Raw genomic sequence first — 19,989 nt, 5'->3', positions numbered from 1 at the left:
TCTCTTCCTCGCACTCCCACCGATTGCGCGGTGGTGATCGACCGATGGAATACGATCCCCTACCCACTGATTGCGGGCCTCCCGTCGGCCGAATCCTGAGCGCGTGAACCGGCCGCCTCCACTCGAGTTCACCCCATCAGTGTTCCGCCGCGAACAACGCACTTTGGCGAACATCTGTTCGTGGATGTTCCCTCCAGAGCCTTGACACCCGTCGAGCATCAGGGCGATCCTGACGGGACCGGCCAACGACGACCGGCGCGCTGATCGCCGTCACCCACCGGCTGGGCCACCGTTCCTCGTGGCCCGTTCGCCGCCCGTGGCGCGAGCGTGACGACTCCCGAAAGGCGAGAGCACCATGGCAGATGCACCGGACCTCACCGAACTCCTTGCGGACGCCCCGAAGAACTGGGGCCGCTGGGGCGACGACGATGAAGTGGGGGCGCTCAACTTCCTCACCAACGACGAAGTGCTCCGTGGTGTGCGCAGCATCCGCAACGGAGACGTGCACACACTCCAACGACTCATCGGCGACCCCAAGGGGGACCCGGTGTGGCCGTCCCGTCTCCCCGCTGAGCGTGAGATGGTCATCGACGAATCCGCGTGGGACGGGGACGACGCACCGAACTTCCCCGGCGGCCTCCACTACGCGGACGACAAGCTCGTCGCCTTCCTCCAGGGATCCACGCAGTACGACGCACTGGGCCACGTCTGGTACGGCGGGAAGATCTGGAACGGCTACGACGCGCGCACGACGATCGGCGGCCTCGACAAGGCGAGCGTCGAACCGATCGCGCAGCGGGGCGTCGCTGGTCGCGGCGTCCTCATCGACATGGCACGCCACTTCGGTGTCGACGCGATTGAGGCCAAGCGCACGTTCGACCACAACGACCTCCTCGAGGCCGCCGAGGCACAGGGCGTCACCATCGAGAAGCACGACGTGCTCCTCATCCGCACCAACCACCTGCAGCTGTTCTTCGAACAGGGTGAGAAGTTCTACGAGGACTTCTGCGAGCCGGGGCTGCAGTACAGCCCGGAGCTCGTTCAGTGGTTCCACGACATGGAGATCCCCAACCTCGTGACGGACACCATCGCGAACGAGGTGACGACCGACCCGGACACCGGTGTCGCGCTCACCCTGCACAACGCGCTCATGCGCAATCTGGGCATCGCGCTCACGGAGATCTGCGACCTCGAGGAACTCGCCGCCGCGTGTGCGGAGGACGGCCGCTGGGACTTCTTCTACGTCGCGGCTCCTCTCAAGATCCACCGTGCGACGGGGTCGCCGGTCAATCCGGTCGCGATCCGATGAGGCGGCCCGTCGATCCGATGAAGCCGTTCACGGAATCCCTCACCCCCGCGTTCTCCACGATGATCGACGCGTGGGAGCACCGGGTGGCGGAATCAGCGGACGAGCCGTTCCTCCACTCCTTCGCGGACACCCTCACGTTCGGACAGGTCGACGCGCAGGCGCGGGCTCTCGCTGCAACTCTCGCGCGCGAAGGTGTCGCCGCGGGTGATCGCGTCGCGATCTACCCACAGAACGATCCGCTGTTCGTCGTCGGCGTCCTCGCGACGTGGAAGGTGGGCGCGGTCGGTGTGCCCATCAACCCGATGAACACCGCCCGCGAGCTCCGCTACCACTTGCAGGATTCCGGTGCGGTCGCCCTCGTCACCCTCCCGACCCTGTGGGACGACGTCGCCGCCGAGGTCGTGGCCGACTCCTCCGTCCGCGTCACCGTCATCGGCCGGTTCCGTCGCTGGGTGGCCGACGACAGCTGCGTGCGGGACGAGACGGTCCCGGGCGACGTGCAGGCGGCCCGCCCCGCACCGGAGGGCACCACCCTCCTGTCCCTCGAGGACCTCGTCGACGAGGCCGGTCCGGGCACCGAGCCGGCCGGCACCTCGGGCGCGGGCGGGGTGCCGACGCCGGCGGTGGCGGCGGACGACCCGGCGCTGCTCACGTACACGTCGGGAACGACGGGCAACCCGAAGGGCGCGATCAACACGCACGGCAACCTCGCCTTCAACGCGGAGACGTACGTGCAGATGGGAGGGCTCGAGCCGGGGCAGGGGATCCTCGCGGTGGCCCCGCTCTTCCACATCACCGGATCCGTGGGGCACCTGGCGTACGGCATTCGCGGCGGCCACCCCCTGGTGCTGAGCCACCGGTTCCACCCCGTCGCGGTGCTCGAGTCGATCCGCCGCTGGCGGCCGACCTTCACGATCGGCGCGATCACGGCACTCATGGCGATGGCGGACTCGCCGGAGTTGAAGGACGGCGACCTCGACAACCTCGAGGTGATCTTCACGGGCGGGGCACCGGTCGCCCCGTCGCTGTCCGACCGGCTCGAGAAGGTGTACGGCTCCTACATCCACGCCGCCTACGGGATGAGCGAGACGGCCTCCCCCATCACGGTGGGTCCGCGCGGCGAGCGGTCGCCCGTCGACCCCGATTCGGGCTCGCTGTCCGTCGGGAAGGCCGTGTACGACACGGAGCTGCGGATCGTCGACGAGAACGGTGCCGACCTGCCCGACGGGGAGTACGGCGAGATCTGGGCGCGCGGCCCGCAGATCACCCCCGGCTACTGGGGGAACGAAGAGGCGACCGCGGCGGAGATCACCGACGGCGGCTTCCTCCACACGGGCGACGTGGCGTTCCGGGACGCGGAGGGGTGGATCTACCTCGTCGACCGCAAGAAGGACATGATCAACGCCGCCGGCTACAAGGTCTGGCCCCGCGAGGTCGAGGGCATCCTCTACGACCACCCGGCCGTGTCCGAGGCCGCGGTCGTGGGCGCCGAGGACTCCTACCGCGGGGAGACCGTCGCCGCGTTCGTCACCCTCAAGGCTGGGCAGGGTGTGACGGAGGAGGAACTCGTTGCGCACTGCCGCGAGCAGCTGGCGGCGTACAAGATCCCCCGGAGTATCGGAATCCTCGACGAGATGCCGAAGACCGCCACCGGGAAGATCATGCGGCGCATGCTGCGGGAGTAGGTGGCTGACGAACGAACGACGGCAAGTTCGAGGCGGCCATGCGAGTCTGCGGGATCAGAGAATCAGACGGATACCTGATCCCGCAGACTCTTGACGAACTCAGGCAGGCAGCCTAATGCTCACGGAGCCATTCCTCGCTACTCATCTGAGCATTCGAAACTCGCTGCCTTCGCCTCATCGCCGCCCGAACGATGGACTCCTGTCTGTGGATGCGGACAAAGCGCCCGTGTGAACTCCGGCTCACCCTCGTCGTCGAAGTGAGACGCCACCATCTGCTCTGGCGCCACGCCCTCCTCCACCCAACTCTCCAGCGCTCGAATGAGGTTATGCTGTGCATCGTCACGCAGAGGTTCCACCCCTTGTGTGGAGGACGAGAACACAGTTGCCCCCGGCCCACCGCCGCAATGGCCCATACCCGGGACCATGAAGAGCCTCGCAAACTCCTGCGCAGAATCTATCGATCCAGATTCATCAACTACCTGCTGGTAATAGTCGATGACGTCGGTCGCCGACACAACTGGGTCCTGCCATCCCGTGAACATGAGCAGCTTTCCTCCCGACTCCTGAAAGTCGCGTAGGTCCGGATCCGTAGCGTCGACAATCGACCCGACCTGTGAGTGCACTCGGTCAACGTCTTCGTCCCAGTCGAACTCCCACCAATCCCACTCCGGATCTTCGAAGACCCAATGTCGGAAGAAGTCAGCTCGGGAGGGCTCGGCAGGGCGCTCGGGGTCCGCCCAATACTGATCCCATCCGGCACCTCCCTCGTCGTTTTCAATCCATTCGCTGCCGACCGGCCACCCAGGGTAGAGCGTCTCTCCTGTGCGACGATGCTCAGGACCCTGATACATGGCCTCAAGTGCATCAATCTGTTGATCAGTGAGCGACACTCCTTCCTGCTCAAGCACCTTCGCATCGAATTCGAGGTCCGAAGGATCCGCGATTACACCATCTTCAACTCCGTCCCTCTCGTCGTAATGATCGACGAAGGCGCGGTTGATCTCCTGAAGGTCTGCGCTATTCAGGATGGTCTCGGAACCACCCTCTGGCTCATGGTTACTCAGGAATTGCCACAGGAAACCAAGGTTGAGGTTTGTGCGGTTGTTGCCTGGGGCTCCGGCGATAATCCCGTCGAAGTCATTGGGATAGCGCTGAGCCTCCATCAATCCCTGATGACCACCCGTAGAGCAACCGCTGAAGTACGTATATTCGGCTTGTCCGCCATAAAAGCTCCTCACAATCTCCTTTGCCGCCACTATGGATTCATGGACGGCTCGGTGGCCCCAGTCAACTTGCGCTTCGACATTGTCCCTCCCGAACGAGAGATCATCACCGGTATGGCCAGTGTCTGTTGCAACCGCAACGTCGCTTCCCTCTGCCAGGCTGCGCATCAGTCCAGCATTCATCGTGGAGCTGTAGCCGCCGTTACCAACCATGTGGATGCGGCCAGTCCATTCCTTAGGAAGCCACACTTCAAAGCCAATATGGGAACCATCGACGGGCGTAGCTGTTCCCTGAACTCTGCACAGCTCTGGCATGTCTTGGATCAGCTCCTGCGAACCGGGCATCGACAACTCGTCACCCTCGGAGACCTCCGCCGCGACGTCCACTTGAGCATCGTCCAGCACGAATCCGGAGATATCTTCACAGCTGCTGACCTCAGTGTCGCTATCACCTTCTGGACTACAGGCGCCCAGCAGCATTACGATTCCAAGTGCCGCGGATGCAGTCTTCAACGGCTTTCTCATCTGGATCTGCCCCTCCCGGGATTGATGAATGAAACGTAGGACAGCGTCAAGAGCAACTACTCCGGCAGCACCGGAAGGGTGAGAGACGACGCCCCCTCGCCCGTGCGCACCGTGACCTCACCTGCCGGTGCGCTCGATTCGATCTCCGGGTAGTCGTCGCTCGACACCCGCACCCTCAGCTGGTGGCCTTCGAGGAACCGGTAGTGCGTGGGCCAGACATCGACCGACAGGTCGTACTCGGTGCCGGGTTCGACCGGGACAAGTTCTTCGTGACCGTCGCGGTGACTTGCTCGCAGCCAGCCCTCTGTCACCCTCGTCGCGTCACCGTCGGCATCGACGTCTTCGACCACGACTGCCACAGCGCCGTCGTCCGCGGTGAACGTGACGGCGAGGTCGGCAAGGATGTTCCCCGCGATCACGAGGTCGTCCTCCAGCGGCGAGGTCTCGGCAAGGATCTGCTGATCGTCGGACGCGGAGTTCTCACTCGTATTGACCGAGAAGGTGCGCGTACCCGTCGTCCCGGGATCCTCAGTCAACCCGGAGTCGTCATCGAACCAGAGCGTCGTGGGTTCCACACCGTCCGCCGGCCACTCGTCGAACTGTCTCCACCCCGCGCCGTCCTCTCCCCCGGGCAGCTCGTACGAGACGATCTTGGTCTCTGGGAGAGGGGCATCATCGGACTCCTGAAGCCAGTGGTCCCACCACGCGAGGTAGGCACCCACGGAGAAGGGCTCCTCCTGATCCTGCGGATAACCGTGTTCCCAAGGACCCGACACCATCCACACTGATTCCGGCCTCGCCATGTGGTTCTTCACCATGCCATCGCGATAGCGGTCGTACCACCCGTTGATCTCCAACACCGGAACATCGAGCGCATCCCATCGGGATGCCACACTGCGGTCCTCCCAGAACTCGTTGTACAGGGGGTTGTCCGCATAGGTGTCGAGGGTCGCGGGGGCAACCGCCTCCTGCCAGTCGCGGATCCGCGGAGAGTAGATTCCGCCCCGATAGATCGTGTTCTCGTACCAGTCGCTCAGGCCGTTGATGGGGATGATGGCCTCCAGGTGAGGAGGCTTATTCACGGCTGCGAGGAGTGAGGTGTGACCGCCGTAGCTCAGCCCCATCTGGCCGATGCGACCCGTCGAATGGTCTTGGGAAGCGAGCCATTCGATGACGTCGTAGTTGTCCTCCTGCTCCTGAGGGCCGAACGGATCCAGCTCGCCCGGTGAGTCCCCGGACCCACGCGCCTGACAGATGAGCGCGGAGTACCCTCTCGTGACGAAGTATTCTGCGTTCTCTGCGAAGTCGCCGACGCTGTCGGCATATGCGGTGTACTCGTAGACGATTCCGGGGAACTCGCCCTCCGCGTCGGGGCGGAGGAGGTCGCACGCGATCTCTGCGCCGTCTCTCACGGGGACTGCCACGCGCTCTTCGACCACCTCGAAGTCCTCCGGCCGGTCATACGCGAAGAACGGGTCGTCCAGTTCGCCCGACTGCGGGCTCTGTGTTTCCGTGGGCACCGGTTCGGAGCCCCCAGCTTCAGCGGCACCACACCCCGTGAGGAGGAGAAGGGGTGCCACTGCTGCGGCAATTCGTTTCATCGGATGCTCCTTCGCATCGAGTCGTGTCATCTGGTCATGTGGTCGCACGAGATCGCTGGGCTCGGAATGGGGTCATGCCACGGGCCCGAGCGCGCGGCTTTCGCCGTCGTGCAGGATCGTCAGGGCGTGCCGACATGCGGGTTCGTGAAGGCATACGACGGGCTCGGCCTGTGGGCCACAGCCCGTGAAAGAGAGTCCACAGCTGATCCCGTCAGTCCGACAGGTGAGCCGAACTGACGAGCCGTGTCGGCGAGTCGTGCCGTTGGATGTCGACGGGCTACGCCACCGGAAGCCGACAAGCGTTCAGTCGAGCGGGAGCGACAGGAGGTGGTACCCCATGGTCTTGCCGTGGCCGTCCAGGTAGCTGCTCCCCGTCACGCCGCCGCCCAGCACACCGCGCAGATGGAACACCATGGCGGTGACAGTGGGCATGAGCACGCGGCGGACTGCTCCTGGAGGCAAGCCGTAATGCTCTGCCACTCGCTGTGCGGTCACAGCAGCGGTCACCCGTTCGTAGGCTTCCGCGTCCCGGGGCAGGAGGGCGATGATGAGGTCGTCTCCTTTGTCTCCCGTGCGGACGTCCGCCACATCGTCGAGGATCATGGCTGGACCTCCCGAGTGTGCACGGTCGTCTCCACTGCTTCTCGTGACAATGATGCGGCGCGGATCGCGACGACTTCGGTCACGGTCCCCCGGGCGCCGCCCCCGCCGGCCGGTCCGTTCGTGTAGAGGCTCTCGACTTCCCACCGCACGGCCTCCGCCTGCGCACGGGTGCCGAGGACACCCGACACGCGCAGTCGGATCTCCGGGATCGTGATGTCCTCGCTTCCGCGGGCGCCCGGTGCTCCTCGGAACGCGGAACCCGTGCCGATGAGTTCGACTGTCAGCGAGTCGGACGGAACCCCGTGGACGGTGTGCATGCGTTCGACGACGACGTCCCCGGCCAAGCGGGCGCGCTCCTCTGCGCGCGGTCCCGCGTAGGACATCTGCCCCTCGCCGGTCCAACCGCCCTGGAATCCGAGGCTGACTTTGAGGTCCGTCGGTCGCTGAGTGCCGGACGCCCCAGTGACGCGGACACGTTCTGGGCCCACAGTCGTGAACTCGACGCGCGAGAAGTCTGCGGTGACATCCGGGGTGATGTACCCGTGAGGGTCGTGCACCTCGTAGAGGAGCTGCTCACGGCATGTCCGCACGTCGAGCAGACCGCCTGAGCGCTCCAGCTTGCCCACGACCGCAGAGCCGTCGGCGCTGACATCGGCGAAGGGGAAGCCCAAGCGCGCAAGCCCCGGTACGTCCTTGGGGCCCGGGTCGAAGAAATACCCACCCGTGAGCTGACCGGCACATTCGAGCAGATGTCCGACGCACGTCCCCTTGCCCAGCAGTTCGACGTCGGTGCTGGACCATCCGAATTCGTGGATCATCGGCGCAAGATACAGGGAGGGGTCCGCCGCTCGCCCCGCAATGACGATGTCGGGGTCCTGCTCCAAGGCGGCGACCAGAGAGTCGGCACCGATGTATGCGTTCGCCGACAGCAGGTCCGTCCCGTGGGCAGAGACCGGTTCCTGCGTCTCCCACACGAGCGGGTCGATCGCGCGGATCGTGTCCGCCACGTCGTCGCCGGTCACCGCCGCGATACGCACCGGACGGTCGAGGCCCCGCTCTCGAAGCATCTCCGCCACCGCGTCCGCAGCGGCCAACGGGTTCGCGCTGCCCCCGTTCGTCACGATCGTGGTGCCCGTCGCGAGCGTATGCTCGATGACCGCGCCGATACGCGCGACCAGGAGCGGGTCATAGCCCGCACGGGGATCTTCGCGACGACGGACCTGACCGGCCGCGACGGTCCGCTCCCCCAGGCACTCGAAGATCAGGTAGTCGAGGTCCCCGTACTGCGCGAGCTCCACGGCAGGGTCGATACGGTCTCCTGCGAAACCCGCACCGGCACCCACGCGAATCTGCTTCATCTTCACACCCATCCCGGGATGACTCCCATCACGACAGCTACGAGCACCATGACGATGCTGACCAGCCACATCCAGAGGAACGAATGGCGGATGTGCCGGCCGATGTCCACCTTGGCCAGCCCGACCAGGAGGAAGAACGACCCGGTCATCGGGCTGATCGGGAAGCCGGCGGTCTCCTGTCCGAGGATAGAGGCCAGCGCGATGTCGATTCCCTCGACCCCGAACTCAGCGCCGACGGCCATGAGCACCGGCATCACACCGAAGTAGTAGGCATCCGGACCGAAGAGGAGGCTGAGAGGAACTCCCAGGATGCCGGCGATGAGGGGCAATCCAGGGGCGAGCGCCTCGGGGAGGAGATTCGCACCGCCCTGCGCCATCGCCTCGACCATTCCCGACTCGCTGAGGACTCCCAGGAGGATACCGGCGGCGATGAGCGTGCTCGCCATGAGAACGGCACCCGGCGCGTGGGCGTTGATCCTCTCGCCCTGCTCCTTCATGTTCGGGTAGTTGATGACGAGGACGACGATCGCGCCGATGATGAAGCAGACCGCCGGGTCCACCCAGCCCGCAACGAGCACGACGACGACCAGGGCCGTCACGAGCAGGTTCACGAAGAGCAGCTTCGGCCGCCGGAGCGCGGCGACAGCATCTGCGTCGGCCGCCGAACCCGACTCACCCGACGCGTCGCTGCTCGACCCTCCGGTGATGACCATGCCGGTCTCTCCGATTCGAGCCGTCGACTCCAGAACCACTGCGCGTTCGTCACCGGAGTCGAGCCGGGCGAGGCGCTTCTTCTCTCGGGTGCCGAGGAAGAAGGCGATTCCCAATGCGACTATCAACCCCACGATCTGGGCGGGGATGACCGGAACCCACAGCTCATTGGCCGGGACATCGGCGGTGGCCGCGGCACGAAGGGTGGGGCCACCCCACGGAACGACGTTCATGACGCCCGCGCCGAGCGCAACGCAGGTCGCGAGGACCAGACGGCTCATCCCCATGCGCTCGTACAGCGGGAGCATCGCGGGGATCGTGATGAGGAACGTCGACGCTCCGGCCCCGTCCAGGTGCGTGACGATCGCGAGCAGTGTGGTCGCGACGGTGATCGTCGCGGGCTTGTCGCCTGCGAACCGCACGATCCGGTTGACGATGGGATCGAACATGCCGGCGTCACTCACGATGCCGAAGAAGATGATCGCGAAGACGAACATCGCGACGACACCCACGATGCTGCCGATCCCCGACATGGCGAACTCGGATACTTCTGCGAGCGAGAAGCCCGCAATGAGGGCACCGATGAAGGGAATTCCTGCCAACGCGACGATCGCGTTGACCCTCTGTGTGAGGAGGAGAACCAAGATCAGCGCGATGATCAGAAAACCTATGGCTGCAAGCACTGTCACTCCTTTGAAACATGTGCGGTCGCGGTCCAGTATCCCGACGATCACTTATGTACACAATAGACAATTCCGGATAGTGTGATGCGCCATGCGCATGAATAGCCCCGTGACTGTCAGCCATCTCCGCGCGGCGGTGACAGTGAGTGAGACGTCGAGCTTCACCGAAGCCGCGAACCTGCTCGAGCTGTCCCAGTCGTCGCTGAGCCGCAGGATCGCGGACCTCGAGCGGATCCTGAAGGTTCAGCTCTTCCACCGCACCACCCGCTCGGTGGAACCAACACCGTCCGGTGTGGACCTGCTTGCGCAGATGCGAGCGACTCTCGTGTCATTCGACAAAGGAGTAGAGCAGCTGCACCAGCAGGCATCCGGGGATTCCGGATCCATCACCATCGGGTGCCTGCCGTCCATCGCGGCGAGCTTCCTCCCGGGGCTGATCCGCGAGTTCATCCGTGTACACCCCGACGTACGGGTAGAGGTCCGCGATGCTCTCACCACCCAGGTCGTCGAGCAGGTGCGCTCCGGGGCCGTCGACTTCGGGATCACCGCAGCATCCAATCGGGAGCGCGACCTCACGTATGAGCGGATCGGCGCAGACAGGTTCTACTGTGCACTGCCGCGCTGGCACCGGCTCGCTGATCACGAGAGCGTGGAGTGGGAGATGTTGCGCGACGAACGCGTGATCACGTTCTCGCCCTATACCAGCATCTCCCGGCCAGTGGCGATGTCGCTCGAGGCGGCAGGGGTGGACAGCGATTCGACGATGGTGGGGCACAATGTGGGCGCCGTTGCAGGTCTCGTCGCTTCCGGACTGGGGGTCACAGCGGTCCCCGGACTCGTTCGACCTCTCATGGAGTTCGCCCAGCTGGCATTCGTGCCGCTCCGGCCGACGATCCGACGAGAGGTCCACGTCATCAGGCGCAAAGGAGAGCAGCCCTCACCTGCGGTCGAGCGCTTCATCCGCCCGATGCACGTGAAGCACGAGTTCCTCGAGTAGGTAGCGCGACAACGCAGACAGTACTCCGCATACACGGCTGTGGGCCGGCGGGGTGATCCCCTCCGGCCCACAGCCGTTGCGGTAGGTGTCAGCTGTCTTCGGCGTTGTCGCCGTCGGAGCCTTCCGCCTCGTCGAGGGATGCGCTCGCGCTGCCGGACGGCACCGGGGTGGCGTCGTCAGCGTCCTCACGTGTGAGAGTTCCGAGCTCCTCACCGTCGTCGTTCTGGATGGACAGCGTGTCGCCGTCGAGGACGACGACGGTCACTCCACTTAACCAGGTGTCGACGTCGGGGCATCCCTTGAGGGTCCCGGGGCCCCGGTCGATCGAGGCCGTGTCCCCGTCGACATGGAACTCACCCTGGACGCCGTTGCAGCCGTCAGTCCCGGATACGGTCCCGCCGTTCTCATCGACCTCCTTGAACTCGAGGAAGGCATCCTCGGGGTCCTCAGCGGTCCACCGGCCGTCGAAGTCCGCGGCAGTGGGGGCATCGTCAGTCGTGGGATCGCCTCCGGGATCGGTCCCTGCGCCTCCGCACGCAGTGAGAGCGAGGACAGAGGCTGCCGCGAGAGCGGCGACGCTGATCGGTACCTTCATGGTCCCTCCATTGCTTTGGGGTCCAGCGTGTTCATGCTATCGATCGAGTCTGAGGGGCACCCGTACGAGCGACCGCCAGGCGACTGCAGAGCGACTGTGGAATGGCCGCCGAGAGCCGCCGGGCTATCACCCGCACTGTGGTCTCCCACAGGGCACGGAGTAGCTTTACGTTCCGGTCGAACATATGACAAGGGGGCACCCGCGTCAGCGGGTGCCCCCTCGATCGTCTTCCGTCAGCCGTCCGTCTCAGTGAGCCGGGTGGCGTCCGGTGTCAGATGTGTTCAGGCCTTGCGGCGGCGTGCCACGTAGACCAGTGCGCCACCGAGGGCGACCAGTCCGGCAGCGCCTGTAGCCAGCGGACCGGTGGTGGAACCGGTGCGGGGCAGGTCGTCCCCGTTGTCACCGTCGTCCTGGCCTCCGTCACCGTTGTCACCGCCATCAGCGACGACCTTGAACGAGCTGTTGAGGGTCTCGTCCGTCGTCGTCACGACCACCTCGTAGTCACCGATGTATGCCTCCGCCGGAGCCGTGGGCAGGCCCCAGACGCGGGACGAGGCGTTGCCGTCCTCGTCTGCGGTCACCGTGACGGACTTCGCCGGAGCGTCGTCGGAGTCAGCGGCCGGGACGGCTTCGGTTCCAGCATTCGCGGAAGCGGAGTCCGTCGACGCGTAGGTGTCGAAAGTGACGTCCGAACCGGGCTCCACACCCGTGACCGAGTAGGTGACGCCGCGGTCTTCTTCGACTGCCTGCTCTTCGTCCTCCGCAAGGAAGCGATCAGCCGCGATCTCGCGCGGGTCGACAGTCAGCTCCGCGTCCTCGTCCGCGTCATCGGTGTCCGTAGGAGTCGGTGCTGGGGTCGTGGGCTCATCCGTTGCCGTCTCCGTCGGAGTCGGGTCGACGGTCGGGTCCTCGGTCGGGTCGTCCGTCGGATCGTCCGTCGGGTCCTCGGTCGGGTCGTCCGTCGGGTCCTCAGTCGGATCGTCCGTCGGGTCCTCGGTGGGCTCCTCGGTCGGCTCTTCACCGTCGTCGGTCGTCTTAACCTCGTAGTCGCCGGGAAGGTTGTTGAGGCCCTCAGCCAGTTCAGCGACCCAGATCCAGTCGCCTTCACCCGTGCTCGGGTCGTAGTTCGAGCCCGAGGTCACGCCGACAGCCTGGTCGCCCATCATGACCGCTCCACCGGAGTCACCCGGAATGCCGAGCGCTTCAGCAGCGAAGCCGTAGACGACGACGTAGGTGCCGTCGTGGTCCTGGATGATGGAGTAGCCGTCCACGATGCCGCCGATGGTGTCCAGCTCTTCGCTGCCCATCGTGCCCTCTTCGTATCCGGAGGTGCGGCCCGACCGTGAGATCGGCTCGCCGATGTCGTCCATCGTCACGTCGTGGACACCGGCGACATCGAGAGTCGATGCGGAGAGGTCGTCACTGCCCGCCGTCGTCCAGTCCGTGACCTCGGCGTGCGTCTCGATCGAGGCATCGTCCAGCGTGATGACGGCGAAGTCCTGCGTCGATGCCGGATCGTAGTTGTCCGGGTTGTCCCAGTCACCCGGGTCCTCCGGATCGATCGTGGTGTCAGCCCATGCGGAATGCGTGACCGTTCCCACCGGTGTCGTGGTGAGCCAATCGAAGGTGAGGTCCCCCGTGTAGTCGCCCGTGCCCGCGTTGGAGGTGGACGGCTTCTCGAGGTAGATGTCGTTCCCCTCGTCGGAGCAGTGCCCTGCGGTGAGGAGCGCGTCCTCACCGTTCGGGCCCGTTGCAGGGAACCCGAATGAGCAGAGGCCCGCGGCGGTCTGCGAGCCCGGCTCGTGCACGATGTATCCCGCGCCGCCGACGACGTCGGTGGCATTCACCGTGGAGTAGCCGTTGGCGATCTCCTGGACGAGCGGATCGCTGCCCGTCTCTGCCTTCGCGAAGGCAGAGACCTGCTTGAGAACGTCATCATCGGCGTCGACACCGGATCCTTCGACGACCTGCACTGCAATGTCGCCGTCGGCGTTGTACCCGACGGCCGCGACGCCCGCGCCTGCGGTGAGCGCCGACGCCGCTGCAACGCCGAGATCTTCCGGTGCTTCGCTGGCCGCCAGGGCGGGGGCCGTGAGGGCCACTCCGCCGAGTCCGATGGCAACGGCCGCGCTCAGTGCGACGAACCGCTTGCCCCCCTCGGGAGTCTTCATACTGTTCTTCCTCTGCTCTCTTGGTGCTACGAGCTCGAATTCTCCGACGACGCACAGCCCAGCCGCGCGACGCTCAACGGCCACTGTGCCAAAGATGGACGGAGCATGACAGTTCTGATCATTTTGGTCACTAAATGATCACGGCGCTGCTGGCTCGTAACGAAATCGAGAACGAACGCTCCCGCCCCCCACGGTGTGGAGGCGGGAGCGTCATCACTGGTCAGCGAACTGCCGGCACTGCTTCAATCGAGCGTGTTCGCCAGCTCATCACGCATAGCGCCTTTATCGGGCTTTCCAATCTTCGTGACAGGAATGCTTGAAACGAAAACGACATTCTTGGGCGTCTGCACACTGCCCTTCTCCTCACGCACGAACGCGCGGAGCTCTTCACCAAGGGCTTCCTGAGCCGGGCTTCCACCCTCCCCTCCGGCGCCCTCGGCCGCGGCAATGTCCGCCGCCGCGCTGCCGGCAGCGTCCTCACGCAGCACGACTGCGGCGACGACCCTTTCGCCCCAGTCCCGGTCCGGAATCCCGACGACACAGGCTTCCGCCACTGCCGGGTGTTCGAGCATGCGCGCCTCGATCTCGGCGGGGTACACGTTGAGCCCGCCAGTGATGATCATGTCCTTCTTCCGACCCACGATGCTGAGGAAGCCGTGCTCGTCCAGACGACCCAGATCGCCGGTGTGCAGACGCCCACCGCGGAGCGTCTCCGCGGTGAGCTCCGGGTTCTGCCAATATCCGGTCATCACGATGGGACCAGACACGCAGACCTCACCGACCTCCCCGATCGGCACCTCCCGATCATCGTCGTCGCGGATCGTCACATCCGCGCACGACGTGGCCCTTCCCGCCGAGGCGAGCCGCCCCGGCACGTCCGGGTCGTGGTCGCCCTTCCGCAGGACCGAGATGAGGTTGGGAGCCTCCGACTGGCCGTACAGCTGGAGGAACACCGGACCGATCCTCGTGAGCGCCTCCCGCATCCGCGACGGATCCATGAGCGACGCCCCGTAGACGACAGTCTCCAGCGACCCCAGCCGGTCGAGCTGCTCCTGCGGCAGGTCGAGGATCCGATAGATCATCGTCGGCACGAGGAACGTCGAGGTGATCCCGTGTTCGGCCACTGCATCGACGAACGCCTGCGGGGAGAACTTGTCGAGCATGACCATCGACCCGCCCTGCAGCAGGGTGGGCAGCGCCATCGCCCCGGAGGCGTGCGACATCGGGGTGGTGACGAGGAACCTGTTGTCCGCCGGCCACTCCCAGTCGATCACCGTGTAGGTCGCGTTCGTCACCATCGTCCGATGTGAACGGACGATCCCCTTGGGCGTGCCCGTCGTCCCTCCGGAGAAGCCCAGCGACGCATCGGACTCCGGATCCACACGCACGGGGCGGTCCAGGACGGAGAAGCCGGACACGACCTCGGCGGTGTCCTCCGCAGTCGCGGGGTCCCGCACCTCCACCGGGATGACGGTGAGCCCGGGAACCGAGGCGGCGAGCTCCTCAGCCATGTCGTCGAAGCGGCCCGCTTCGTAGAGGAGGTACTGCACCTGCGAGAGCTCCAGCGACTGCCGGTGGTCCCGGATCCCGTTCTCCGGGTGGAGGGGGCTGACCCGGAGACCTTCGAGGTACAGCGCCGAGGTGCAGAAGAACGTCTCCGGCCTGCTCCCACCCAGCAGCGACCCGTAGTCACCGGGCTTCACACCTGCGGCCCGCAGGGTCTCCCGGATCCTCTGCACGGTCGCCGCCGACTGCGCGTACGTGAAGGTGCGGTCGCCGTCGACGAACGCAACCCGACGGTCGTACCGGGTGAACGCGGAGTGGACGAGTTCGCCCATCGTGCGGCTCGCCGGCTGGTGAGACGAGGCACCCGCCGCCGAGGCCCCGGCCCCGGCCGCCTGATCGGCCACCTGCTGCTGCACTGGAGTGCTGTTCGCCGCGCTCATGCCACGAGCTCCAGGATCGTCGCGTTGGCCTGGCCGCCGGCCTCGCACATCGTCTGCAGGCCGAATCGGGAGCCCGTGTCCCTCATGTGGTGGACGAGGTCCGTCATGATGCGCGAGCCGGAACCGCCCAGCGGGTGCCCCAGCGCGATCGCACCGCCGTTCGGGTTCACCCGGTCCCAGTCGACGCCGATCTCCCGCATCCACGCCATCGGGACGGACGCGAACGCCTCATTCACCTCGTAGACGTCGATGTCCGAAGCGGACAGGCCGGACTTGGCGAGCGCCTTCTGCGTGGCCGGGATGGGTGCCGTGAGCATGATGACCGGGTCCGCCGCCGCGAGCGCAGCCGTGTGGATGCGGGCGATCGGGGTGAGCCCCAGTTCCTTCGCGCGGACATCCGTCATGACCAGCATCGCGGACGCACCATCGGAGATCTGCGAGGAGTTGCCCGCAGTGATGACCCCGTCCTCCCGGAACACCGTCGTGAGCTTGCCCAGCGATTCGAGTGTGCCGCCCGGTCGGATGCCCTCGTCGGCACGGAAGTCGATCGTGTTCCCCGCCTTGTCGAGCCCCTCGATGGGAAGGATGTGGTCGGCGAAGCGCCCCGCTTCGGTGGCCGCGAGCGCACGCGCGTGCGAGTCGAGTGCCAGCTGGTCGAGCTCGCGGCGGTCGAAGCCCCACTGCTCGGCGATCATCTCCGCACCCTCGCCCTGGCTGAACTCCTCACGCCCGTAGCGCTGCGCGACGAGGGGGCCGAATGCCCTCCCCGGCCCGTTCGACCGCTGCGACCCCATCGGGACGCGGGTCATCGACTCCACGCCCCCGGCGATCACGACATCGCAGTGACCGGCGGCGACCGAGGCGATCGCAAAGGTGAGCGCCTGCTGCGACGACCCGCACGCGCGATCCACCGTGGTACCGGCGGCCGTCTCCGGGAAGCCCGCGGCGAGCGCCGCCCAGCGGGCGACGTTCGACGACTGCTCCCCCGCCTGCGTGACGCAGCCGAGGATCACGTCGTCGACGAGGTCCGGATCGATTCCCGTGCGGTCGACGAGACCCTTGAGCGCGTGGGCGGCGAGGTCGACGGGGTGGATGTCGCGCAGAGCCCCGCCGCGACGGCCGGTGGCCGTGCGGGCTGCGTCGACGATGACGGCTTCAGGCATGTGTGAGAGTCCTCCAGACGATGTCCCTGTTGCACCCGTTGCAACCAGGGCTTAGCGTTGGATCCAACCTTAACGATTGTTCGATTCAGAGGGAAGGGCTGTCCGTCCCTCGACATGACGACGGAGAACCGCCATGCGCAGAACCGTGTACGACGACGACCACGAAGCGTTCAGGGCGCTGTGCCGCACGTTCGTCGAACGGGAGCTCGAGCCCAATTTCCAGGAGTACGAGGACGCCGGGCTCGTCGACAAGGCCGTGTTCGCGCGGATGGGCGAGCTGGGGCTCATCGGCCTGCAGATCCCGGAGGAGTACGGCGGGGGCGGGCAGACGGACACCTTCAAGTACAACGCGATCCTCACGGAGGAGACCGCACGCGCCTGCACCAGCCTCGGCACGCTCCGGGTCCACCAGGACGTCGTCACCCCCTACATCCTCGAATACACGACCGACGAGCAGAAGCGTCGCTGGCTGCCCGGCATGGCCGCCGGCACCCTCATGACCGCGATCGCCATGACGGAGCCCGGCACCGGGTCGGACCTCACCGGCATCCGCACCCGCGCGGAGAAGCAGGACGACGGCACCTGGAAGATCAACGGATCGAAGACCTTCATCTCCGGGGGCGCGAATGCGGACCTGGTGCTGGTGGTCGCCCGCACCTCGGCGCACGACCCCGACGACCGCCGCGGCGGTCTCACCATCTTCGTCGTCCCCACCGACACCCCCGGGTTCGAGGTGGGCGACACGCTCCACAAGATCGGCATCCGCAGCCAGGACACCGTCGAACTGCACTTCACCGACGTCGTCGTGCAGGAGGCGGACATACTGGGCGAGGTGGGACGCGCCTTCCAGTACATGTCGAGCAACCTCGCACAGGAACGACTCACCATCGCGGTGAACGCGGTGGCCACCGCCCAGTCCGCGATCCGCCTGGCGAGCGAGTACGCGCAGGACCGCAAGTCCTTCGGCGTGCCGCTGTCGTCGTTCCAGAACACCAAGTTCGTGCTGGCGGAATGCTCCACCGAGGTCACTGCCGCGCTCGCGCTGCTCGACCAGGCGCTGGACGCCCACGACAAGGGTGAGCTGACCCCCGCGGACGCCGCCCGCGTCAAACTGTTCACCACGGAGGTGCAGGGCCGGGTCATCGACAAGTGCCTGCAGGTGCACGGCGGGTACGGCTACATCCTCGAGTACCCGATCGCCCGCCTGTATGCCGACGCCCGCGTCACCCGCATCTACGGCGGCACGTCCGAGGTGATGAAGACGATCATCGCGAAGGACATGGGACTGTCCGCACACAGGGACTGAGTCCGGACCGAGGAGGCGCCGGGGCCGAGGTGCCAGCCGGGACCTCGGGACCCGGCCAGGACCCCGGGACCGGGGCGGGGCCTCGGACTCAGCCGGCACCTCGGGACCGCGGCGGGAACTCGGGACCGGGCCGCGGCCTCGGACTCAGCCGGCACCTCGGGACCGGGGCGATGGCACACAGCCCGCGGACTGCAATACTGAACAGGTGTGCAGGTCGGTCCGACCGGCCTCACGTTTCATCTCGATGCATTCGAAGCAAAGGAGCACGCATGTCGGAGAACCAGGAGACACACGTGGACGAGGTCCTCACCGAGGTCCGGGGCAACGTCCTCATCATCACGCTCAACCGCCCCGAGGCGAAGAACGCCGCGTCGCAGAACATGGCGCAGAAGATGGCGAAGATCCTCGACGACTTCGACGCGAACGACGACCTGTTCGTCGGCATCATCACCGGTGCGGGGAAGACGTTCTGCTCCGGCATGGACCTCAAGGGCTTCCTGCGCGGCGAGCGCCCCTCGGTCGACGGCCGCGGGTTCCTGGCCCTCACGGAGGCCCCGCCGAAGAAGCCGCTCATCGCGGCCGTCGAGGGCTACGCCCTGGCCGGCGGATTCGAGACGATGCTCGCGTGCGACCTGGTCGTCGCCGCGGAGACCGCCAAGTTCGGTGTGCCCGAGGTGAAGCGCGGACTGGTCGCCGCGGCCGGCGGCGTGACGATCCTGCCGCAGCGCACCCACCGCGCGATCGCGATGGAGATGGCGCTGACCGGCAACATCTACCCCGCGGAATTCGGCAAGGAGAACGGGTTCGTCAACACGATCGTCGAGGACGGCAAGGCGCTCGAGGGCGCACTCGAGCTCGCGCAGACGATCGCCGCGAACGGGCCGCTGGCCGTCCAGGTGTCGAAGCAGGTCATCGTCGAATCCCAGGACTGGACGCAGGCCGAGACGTGGGAGAGGCAGGCCCCACTCATCGCCGACGTCTTCGAGTCCGAGGACGCGAAGGAGGGCTCCCGCGCCTTCGCGGAGAAGCGCGCCCCGCAGTGGACGGGCAAGTGAGAGTCCCCCGCCTCTGAACGTCCCGTGATGGCGCGCGTCGCCTGATCCCACGCGTTCGACCCCGTCACCCCCTCACCGGGGCGGCGGGGTCGAACTGTCGGATCGGATGGATCGTGGGATGGGTCGGTCTGTGGGACGACCGAGGTCACGTACGGTTCTGCCGCGGCTTCCGCTGGCGGATGAGACCGTCCTGCACGCAGGTCGCGAGCAGCCGTCCGTCGCGCGAGAAGATCGTCGACTGCGACAGTCCGCGACCACCGCCCGCCCACTGCGACCGCTGATCGATGAACACCCAGCCGCCGGGTTCCGGATCGTCGTGGAAGTGGACGGAGTGTGTGAGCGTGGCCCGCGGGATGTCCGGCGCTCCCAACATGAACCCGTGCGGCACGAGTGCCGTGGCCAGCAGCGCCAGATCACTCACGTAGGCGAGCGCACAGCGCAGCCTCCACGGCTCCGACGTCGCGGAGCCCTCCCCTGCCTCGGGCAAGCGCAGCCACAGCTGCTGCCGTCCCTCATGCGGAGACGGGTCGACGAGGCGCTCCTCGACGTACCGCAGGTCGAGGAACGACCATTCGGCCCGCCACCCCTCCGCATCGAGCGTGCTGCGGGCCTCCATCACATCGGCAAGGGGCGGCACGGCCTCCGGCGGGGCGACCTCCGGCATCGGCACTGAGTGCTCGAAACCCGCACCCGGCTCCTGGAACGCGGCGGTCAGACGGAGGATCTCACGGTGCCCCTGATGGGCCCGCACCGCGCGCATGTCCATCGACCGGCCATCGCGCACCCGCTCCACATCGAACCGCGCCGGACCGTCCGTGTCACCGGCGGACAGGAAGAGTCCCTGCGCAGAGACCGGCGGCCGCGCTGCATCGACCGTCCGGCACGCCGCCGCGAGCGCCTGCGCCATCGTCTGCCCGCCGAACGTCTTCGGCAGGCGCGTCTCGCGCCGCGGCTCACCCGTGAACACGTCCGTCGCGGTCTCCGTGAGTGTCAGCAGGGCATCGAGCATGGGCGGGATCCCTCCGATCGTGCGCGCAGTCCTTCCGAATCCGACACCG

15 protein-coding genes are annotated in these 19,989 nt (G+C 66.4%); 5 read left to right on the top strand and 10 right to left on the bottom strand.

Features of this window, described 5'->3' with window-relative positions:
* The first annotated feature begins 355 nt into the window (after positions 1-355).
* Positions 356-1,309, top strand: a complete 954-nt coding sequence (locus JFC09_RS03765) for a cyclase family protein (RefSeq protein ID WP_198392608.1) — start codon at positions 356-358, stop codon at positions 1,307-1,309.
* Entirely contained in the window at positions 1,306-2,994 is a 1,689-nt protein-coding gene (locus JFC09_RS03760) for a class I adenylate-forming enzyme family protein (RefSeq protein ID WP_232483036.1), read from the top strand. Before JFC09_RS03765 ends, JFC09_RS03760 begins: the two co-directional genes overlap by 4 nt.
* 137 nt (positions 2,995-3,131) lie before the next feature.
* Here the strand turns inward: JFC09_RS03760 and JFC09_RS03755 are convergent, their stop codons facing one another.
* The 5 genes from JFC09_RS03755 to JFC09_RS03735 form a co-directional block, all read right to left on the bottom strand.
* Positions 3,132-4,730 carry a tannase/feruloyl esterase family alpha/beta hydrolase gene (locus JFC09_RS03755; RefSeq protein WP_198392607.1) on the bottom strand — a complete coding sequence of 533 codons (1,599 nt, stop codon included), beginning with the start codon at positions 4,728-4,730 and terminating at the stop codon, positions 3,132-3,134.
* A 68-nt stretch (positions 4,731-4,798) separates the two neighbouring features.
* Positions 4,799-6,343 (bottom strand): CocE/NonD family hydrolase, encoded by a 1,545-nt coding sequence (locus tag JFC09_RS03750; protein ID WP_198392606.1) that lies wholly within the window; start codon positions 6,341-6,343, stop codon positions 4,799-4,801.
* A gap of 303 nt (positions 6,344-6,646) precedes the next feature.
* The gene (locus tag JFC09_RS03745; RefSeq protein WP_198392605.1) at positions 6,647-6,946 is read right to left on the bottom strand and encodes an AtuA-related protein; all 300 of its coding nucleotides are present in this window, start codon (positions 6,944-6,946) and stop codon (positions 6,647-6,649) included.
* Entirely contained in the window at positions 6,943-8,304 is a 1,362-nt protein-coding gene (locus tag JFC09_RS03740; protein ID WP_198392604.1) for an acyclic terpene utilization AtuA family protein, read from the bottom strand. Before JFC09_RS03740 ends, JFC09_RS03745 begins: the two co-directional genes overlap by 4 nt.
* Before the next feature lie 2 nt (positions 8,305-8,306).
* Positions 8,307-9,698: a CitMHS family transporter gene (locus JFC09_RS03735; protein WP_198392603.1), complete on the bottom strand. Its 1,392-nt coding sequence runs from the start codon at positions 9,696-9,698 to the stop codon at positions 8,307-8,309.
* 109 nt (positions 9,699-9,807) lie between these two features.
* Between JFC09_RS03735 and JFC09_RS03730 the strand changes: the two genes are divergently transcribed.
* Positions 9,808-10,695: a LysR family transcriptional regulator gene (locus JFC09_RS03730; protein WP_198392602.1), complete on the top strand. Its 888-nt coding sequence runs from the start codon at positions 9,808-9,810 to the stop codon at positions 10,693-10,695.
* Between the two features lie 88 nt (positions 10,696-10,783).
* On the opposite strand, the gene JFC09_RS03725 is transcribed toward JFC09_RS03730, so the two are convergent.
* From JFC09_RS03725 to JFC09_RS03710, 4 genes are all read right to left on the bottom strand, one after another.
* On the bottom strand, positions 10,784-11,290 hold the full coding sequence (locus JFC09_RS03725) for an META domain-containing protein (RefSeq protein ID WP_198392601.1): 507 nt from the start codon (positions 11,288-11,290) through the stop codon (positions 10,784-10,786).
* A gap of 281 nt (positions 11,291-11,571) precedes the next feature.
* Entirely contained in the window at positions 11,572-13,461 is a 1,890-nt protein-coding gene (locus JFC09_RS03720) for an LPXTG cell wall anchor domain-containing protein (RefSeq protein WP_198392798.1), read from the bottom strand.
* Positions 13,462-13,703: 242 nt separating this feature from the next.
* Positions 13,704-15,407 (bottom strand): AMP-binding protein, encoded by a 1,704-nt coding sequence (locus tag JFC09_RS03715; protein WP_198392600.1) that lies wholly within the window; start codon positions 15,405-15,407, stop codon positions 13,704-13,706.
* Positions 15,404-16,570: a thiolase family protein gene (locus JFC09_RS03710; RefSeq protein ID WP_198392599.1), complete on the bottom strand. Its 1,167-nt coding sequence runs from the start codon at positions 16,568-16,570 to the stop codon at positions 15,404-15,406. The genes JFC09_RS03715 and JFC09_RS03710 overlap by 4 nt, the downstream gene beginning before the upstream one ends.
* A gap of 133 nt (positions 16,571-16,703) precedes the next feature.
* Here JFC09_RS03710 and JFC09_RS03705 point away from each other — a divergent pair, with 133 nt between their 5' ends.
* Both JFC09_RS03705 and JFC09_RS03700 read left to right on the top strand, forming a co-directional pair.
* Positions 16,704-17,876 (top strand): acyl-CoA dehydrogenase family protein, encoded by a 1,173-nt coding sequence (locus JFC09_RS03705; protein WP_198392598.1) that lies wholly within the window; start codon positions 16,704-16,706, stop codon positions 17,874-17,876.
* Positions 17,877-18,145: 269 nt separating this feature from the next.
* The gene (locus JFC09_RS03700; RefSeq protein WP_198392597.1) at positions 18,146-18,931 is read left to right on the top strand and encodes a crotonase/enoyl-CoA hydratase family protein; all 786 of its coding nucleotides are present in this window, start codon (positions 18,146-18,148) and stop codon (positions 18,929-18,931) included.
* Positions 18,932-19,076: 145 nt separating this feature from the next.
* Here JFC09_RS03700 and JFC09_RS03695 read toward each other — a convergent pair whose 3' ends face one another.
* Positions 19,077-19,940: an acyl-CoA thioesterase gene (locus JFC09_RS03695; RefSeq protein WP_198392596.1), complete on the bottom strand. Its 864-nt coding sequence runs from the start codon at positions 19,938-19,940 to the stop codon at positions 19,077-19,079.
* Positions 19,941-19,989 lie beyond the last annotated feature (49 nt).

It is taken from the genome of Brevibacterium yomogidense, assembly GCF_016107685.1.
GTDB classification, from domain to species: domain Bacteria; phylum Actinomycetota; class Actinomycetes; order Actinomycetales; family Brevibacteriaceae; genus Brevibacterium; species Brevibacterium yomogidense.
The sequence above is the reverse complement of the archived record's forward strand: the minus strand, read 5'-3'. Positions and strand labels throughout refer to the sequence as shown.

Coding starts and splice junctions, on each gene's coding strand:
- JFC09_RS03765 (WP_198392608.1), top strand. CDS start 356: ATGGCAGATGCACCGGACCTCACCGAACTCCTTGCGGACGCCCCGAAG.
- JFC09_RS03760 (WP_232483036.1), top strand. CDS start 1,306: ATGAGGCGGCCCGTCGATCCGATGAAGCCGTTCACGGAATCCCTCACC.
- JFC09_RS03750 (WP_198392606.1), bottom strand. CDS start 6,343: ATGAAACGAATTGCCGCAGCAGTGGCACCCCTTCTCCTCCTCACGGGG.
- JFC09_RS03745 (WP_198392605.1), bottom strand. CDS start 6,946: ATGATCCTCGACGATGTGGCGGACGTCCGCACGGGAGACAAAGGAGAC.
- JFC09_RS03740 (WP_198392604.1), bottom strand. CDS start 8,304: ATGAAGCAGATTCGCGTGGGTGCCGGTGCGGGTTTCGCAGGAGACCGT.
- JFC09_RS03725 (WP_198392601.1), bottom strand. CDS start 11,290: ATGAAGGTACCGATCAGCGTCGCCGCTCTCGCGGCAGCCTCTGTCCTC.
- JFC09_RS03720 (WP_198392798.1), bottom strand. CDS start 13,461: ATGAAGACTCCCGAGGGGGGCAAGCGGTTCGTCGCACTGAGCGCGGCC.
- JFC09_RS03715 (WP_198392600.1), bottom strand. CDS start 15,407: ATGAGCGCGGCGAACAGCACTCCAGTGCAGCAGCAGGTGGCCGATCAG.
- JFC09_RS03710 (WP_198392599.1), bottom strand. CDS start 16,570: ATGCCTGAAGCCGTCATCGTCGACGCAGCCCGCACGGCCACCGGCCGT.
- JFC09_RS03705 (WP_198392598.1), top strand. CDS start 16,704: ATGCGCAGAACCGTGTACGACGACGACCACGAAGCGTTCAGGGCGCTG.
- JFC09_RS03700 (WP_198392597.1), top strand. CDS start 18,146: ATGTCGGAGAACCAGGAGACACACGTGGACGAGGTCCTCACCGAGGTC.
- JFC09_RS03695 (WP_198392596.1), bottom strand. CDS start 19,940: ATGCTCGATGCCCTGCTGACACTCACGGAGACCGCGACGGACGTGTTC.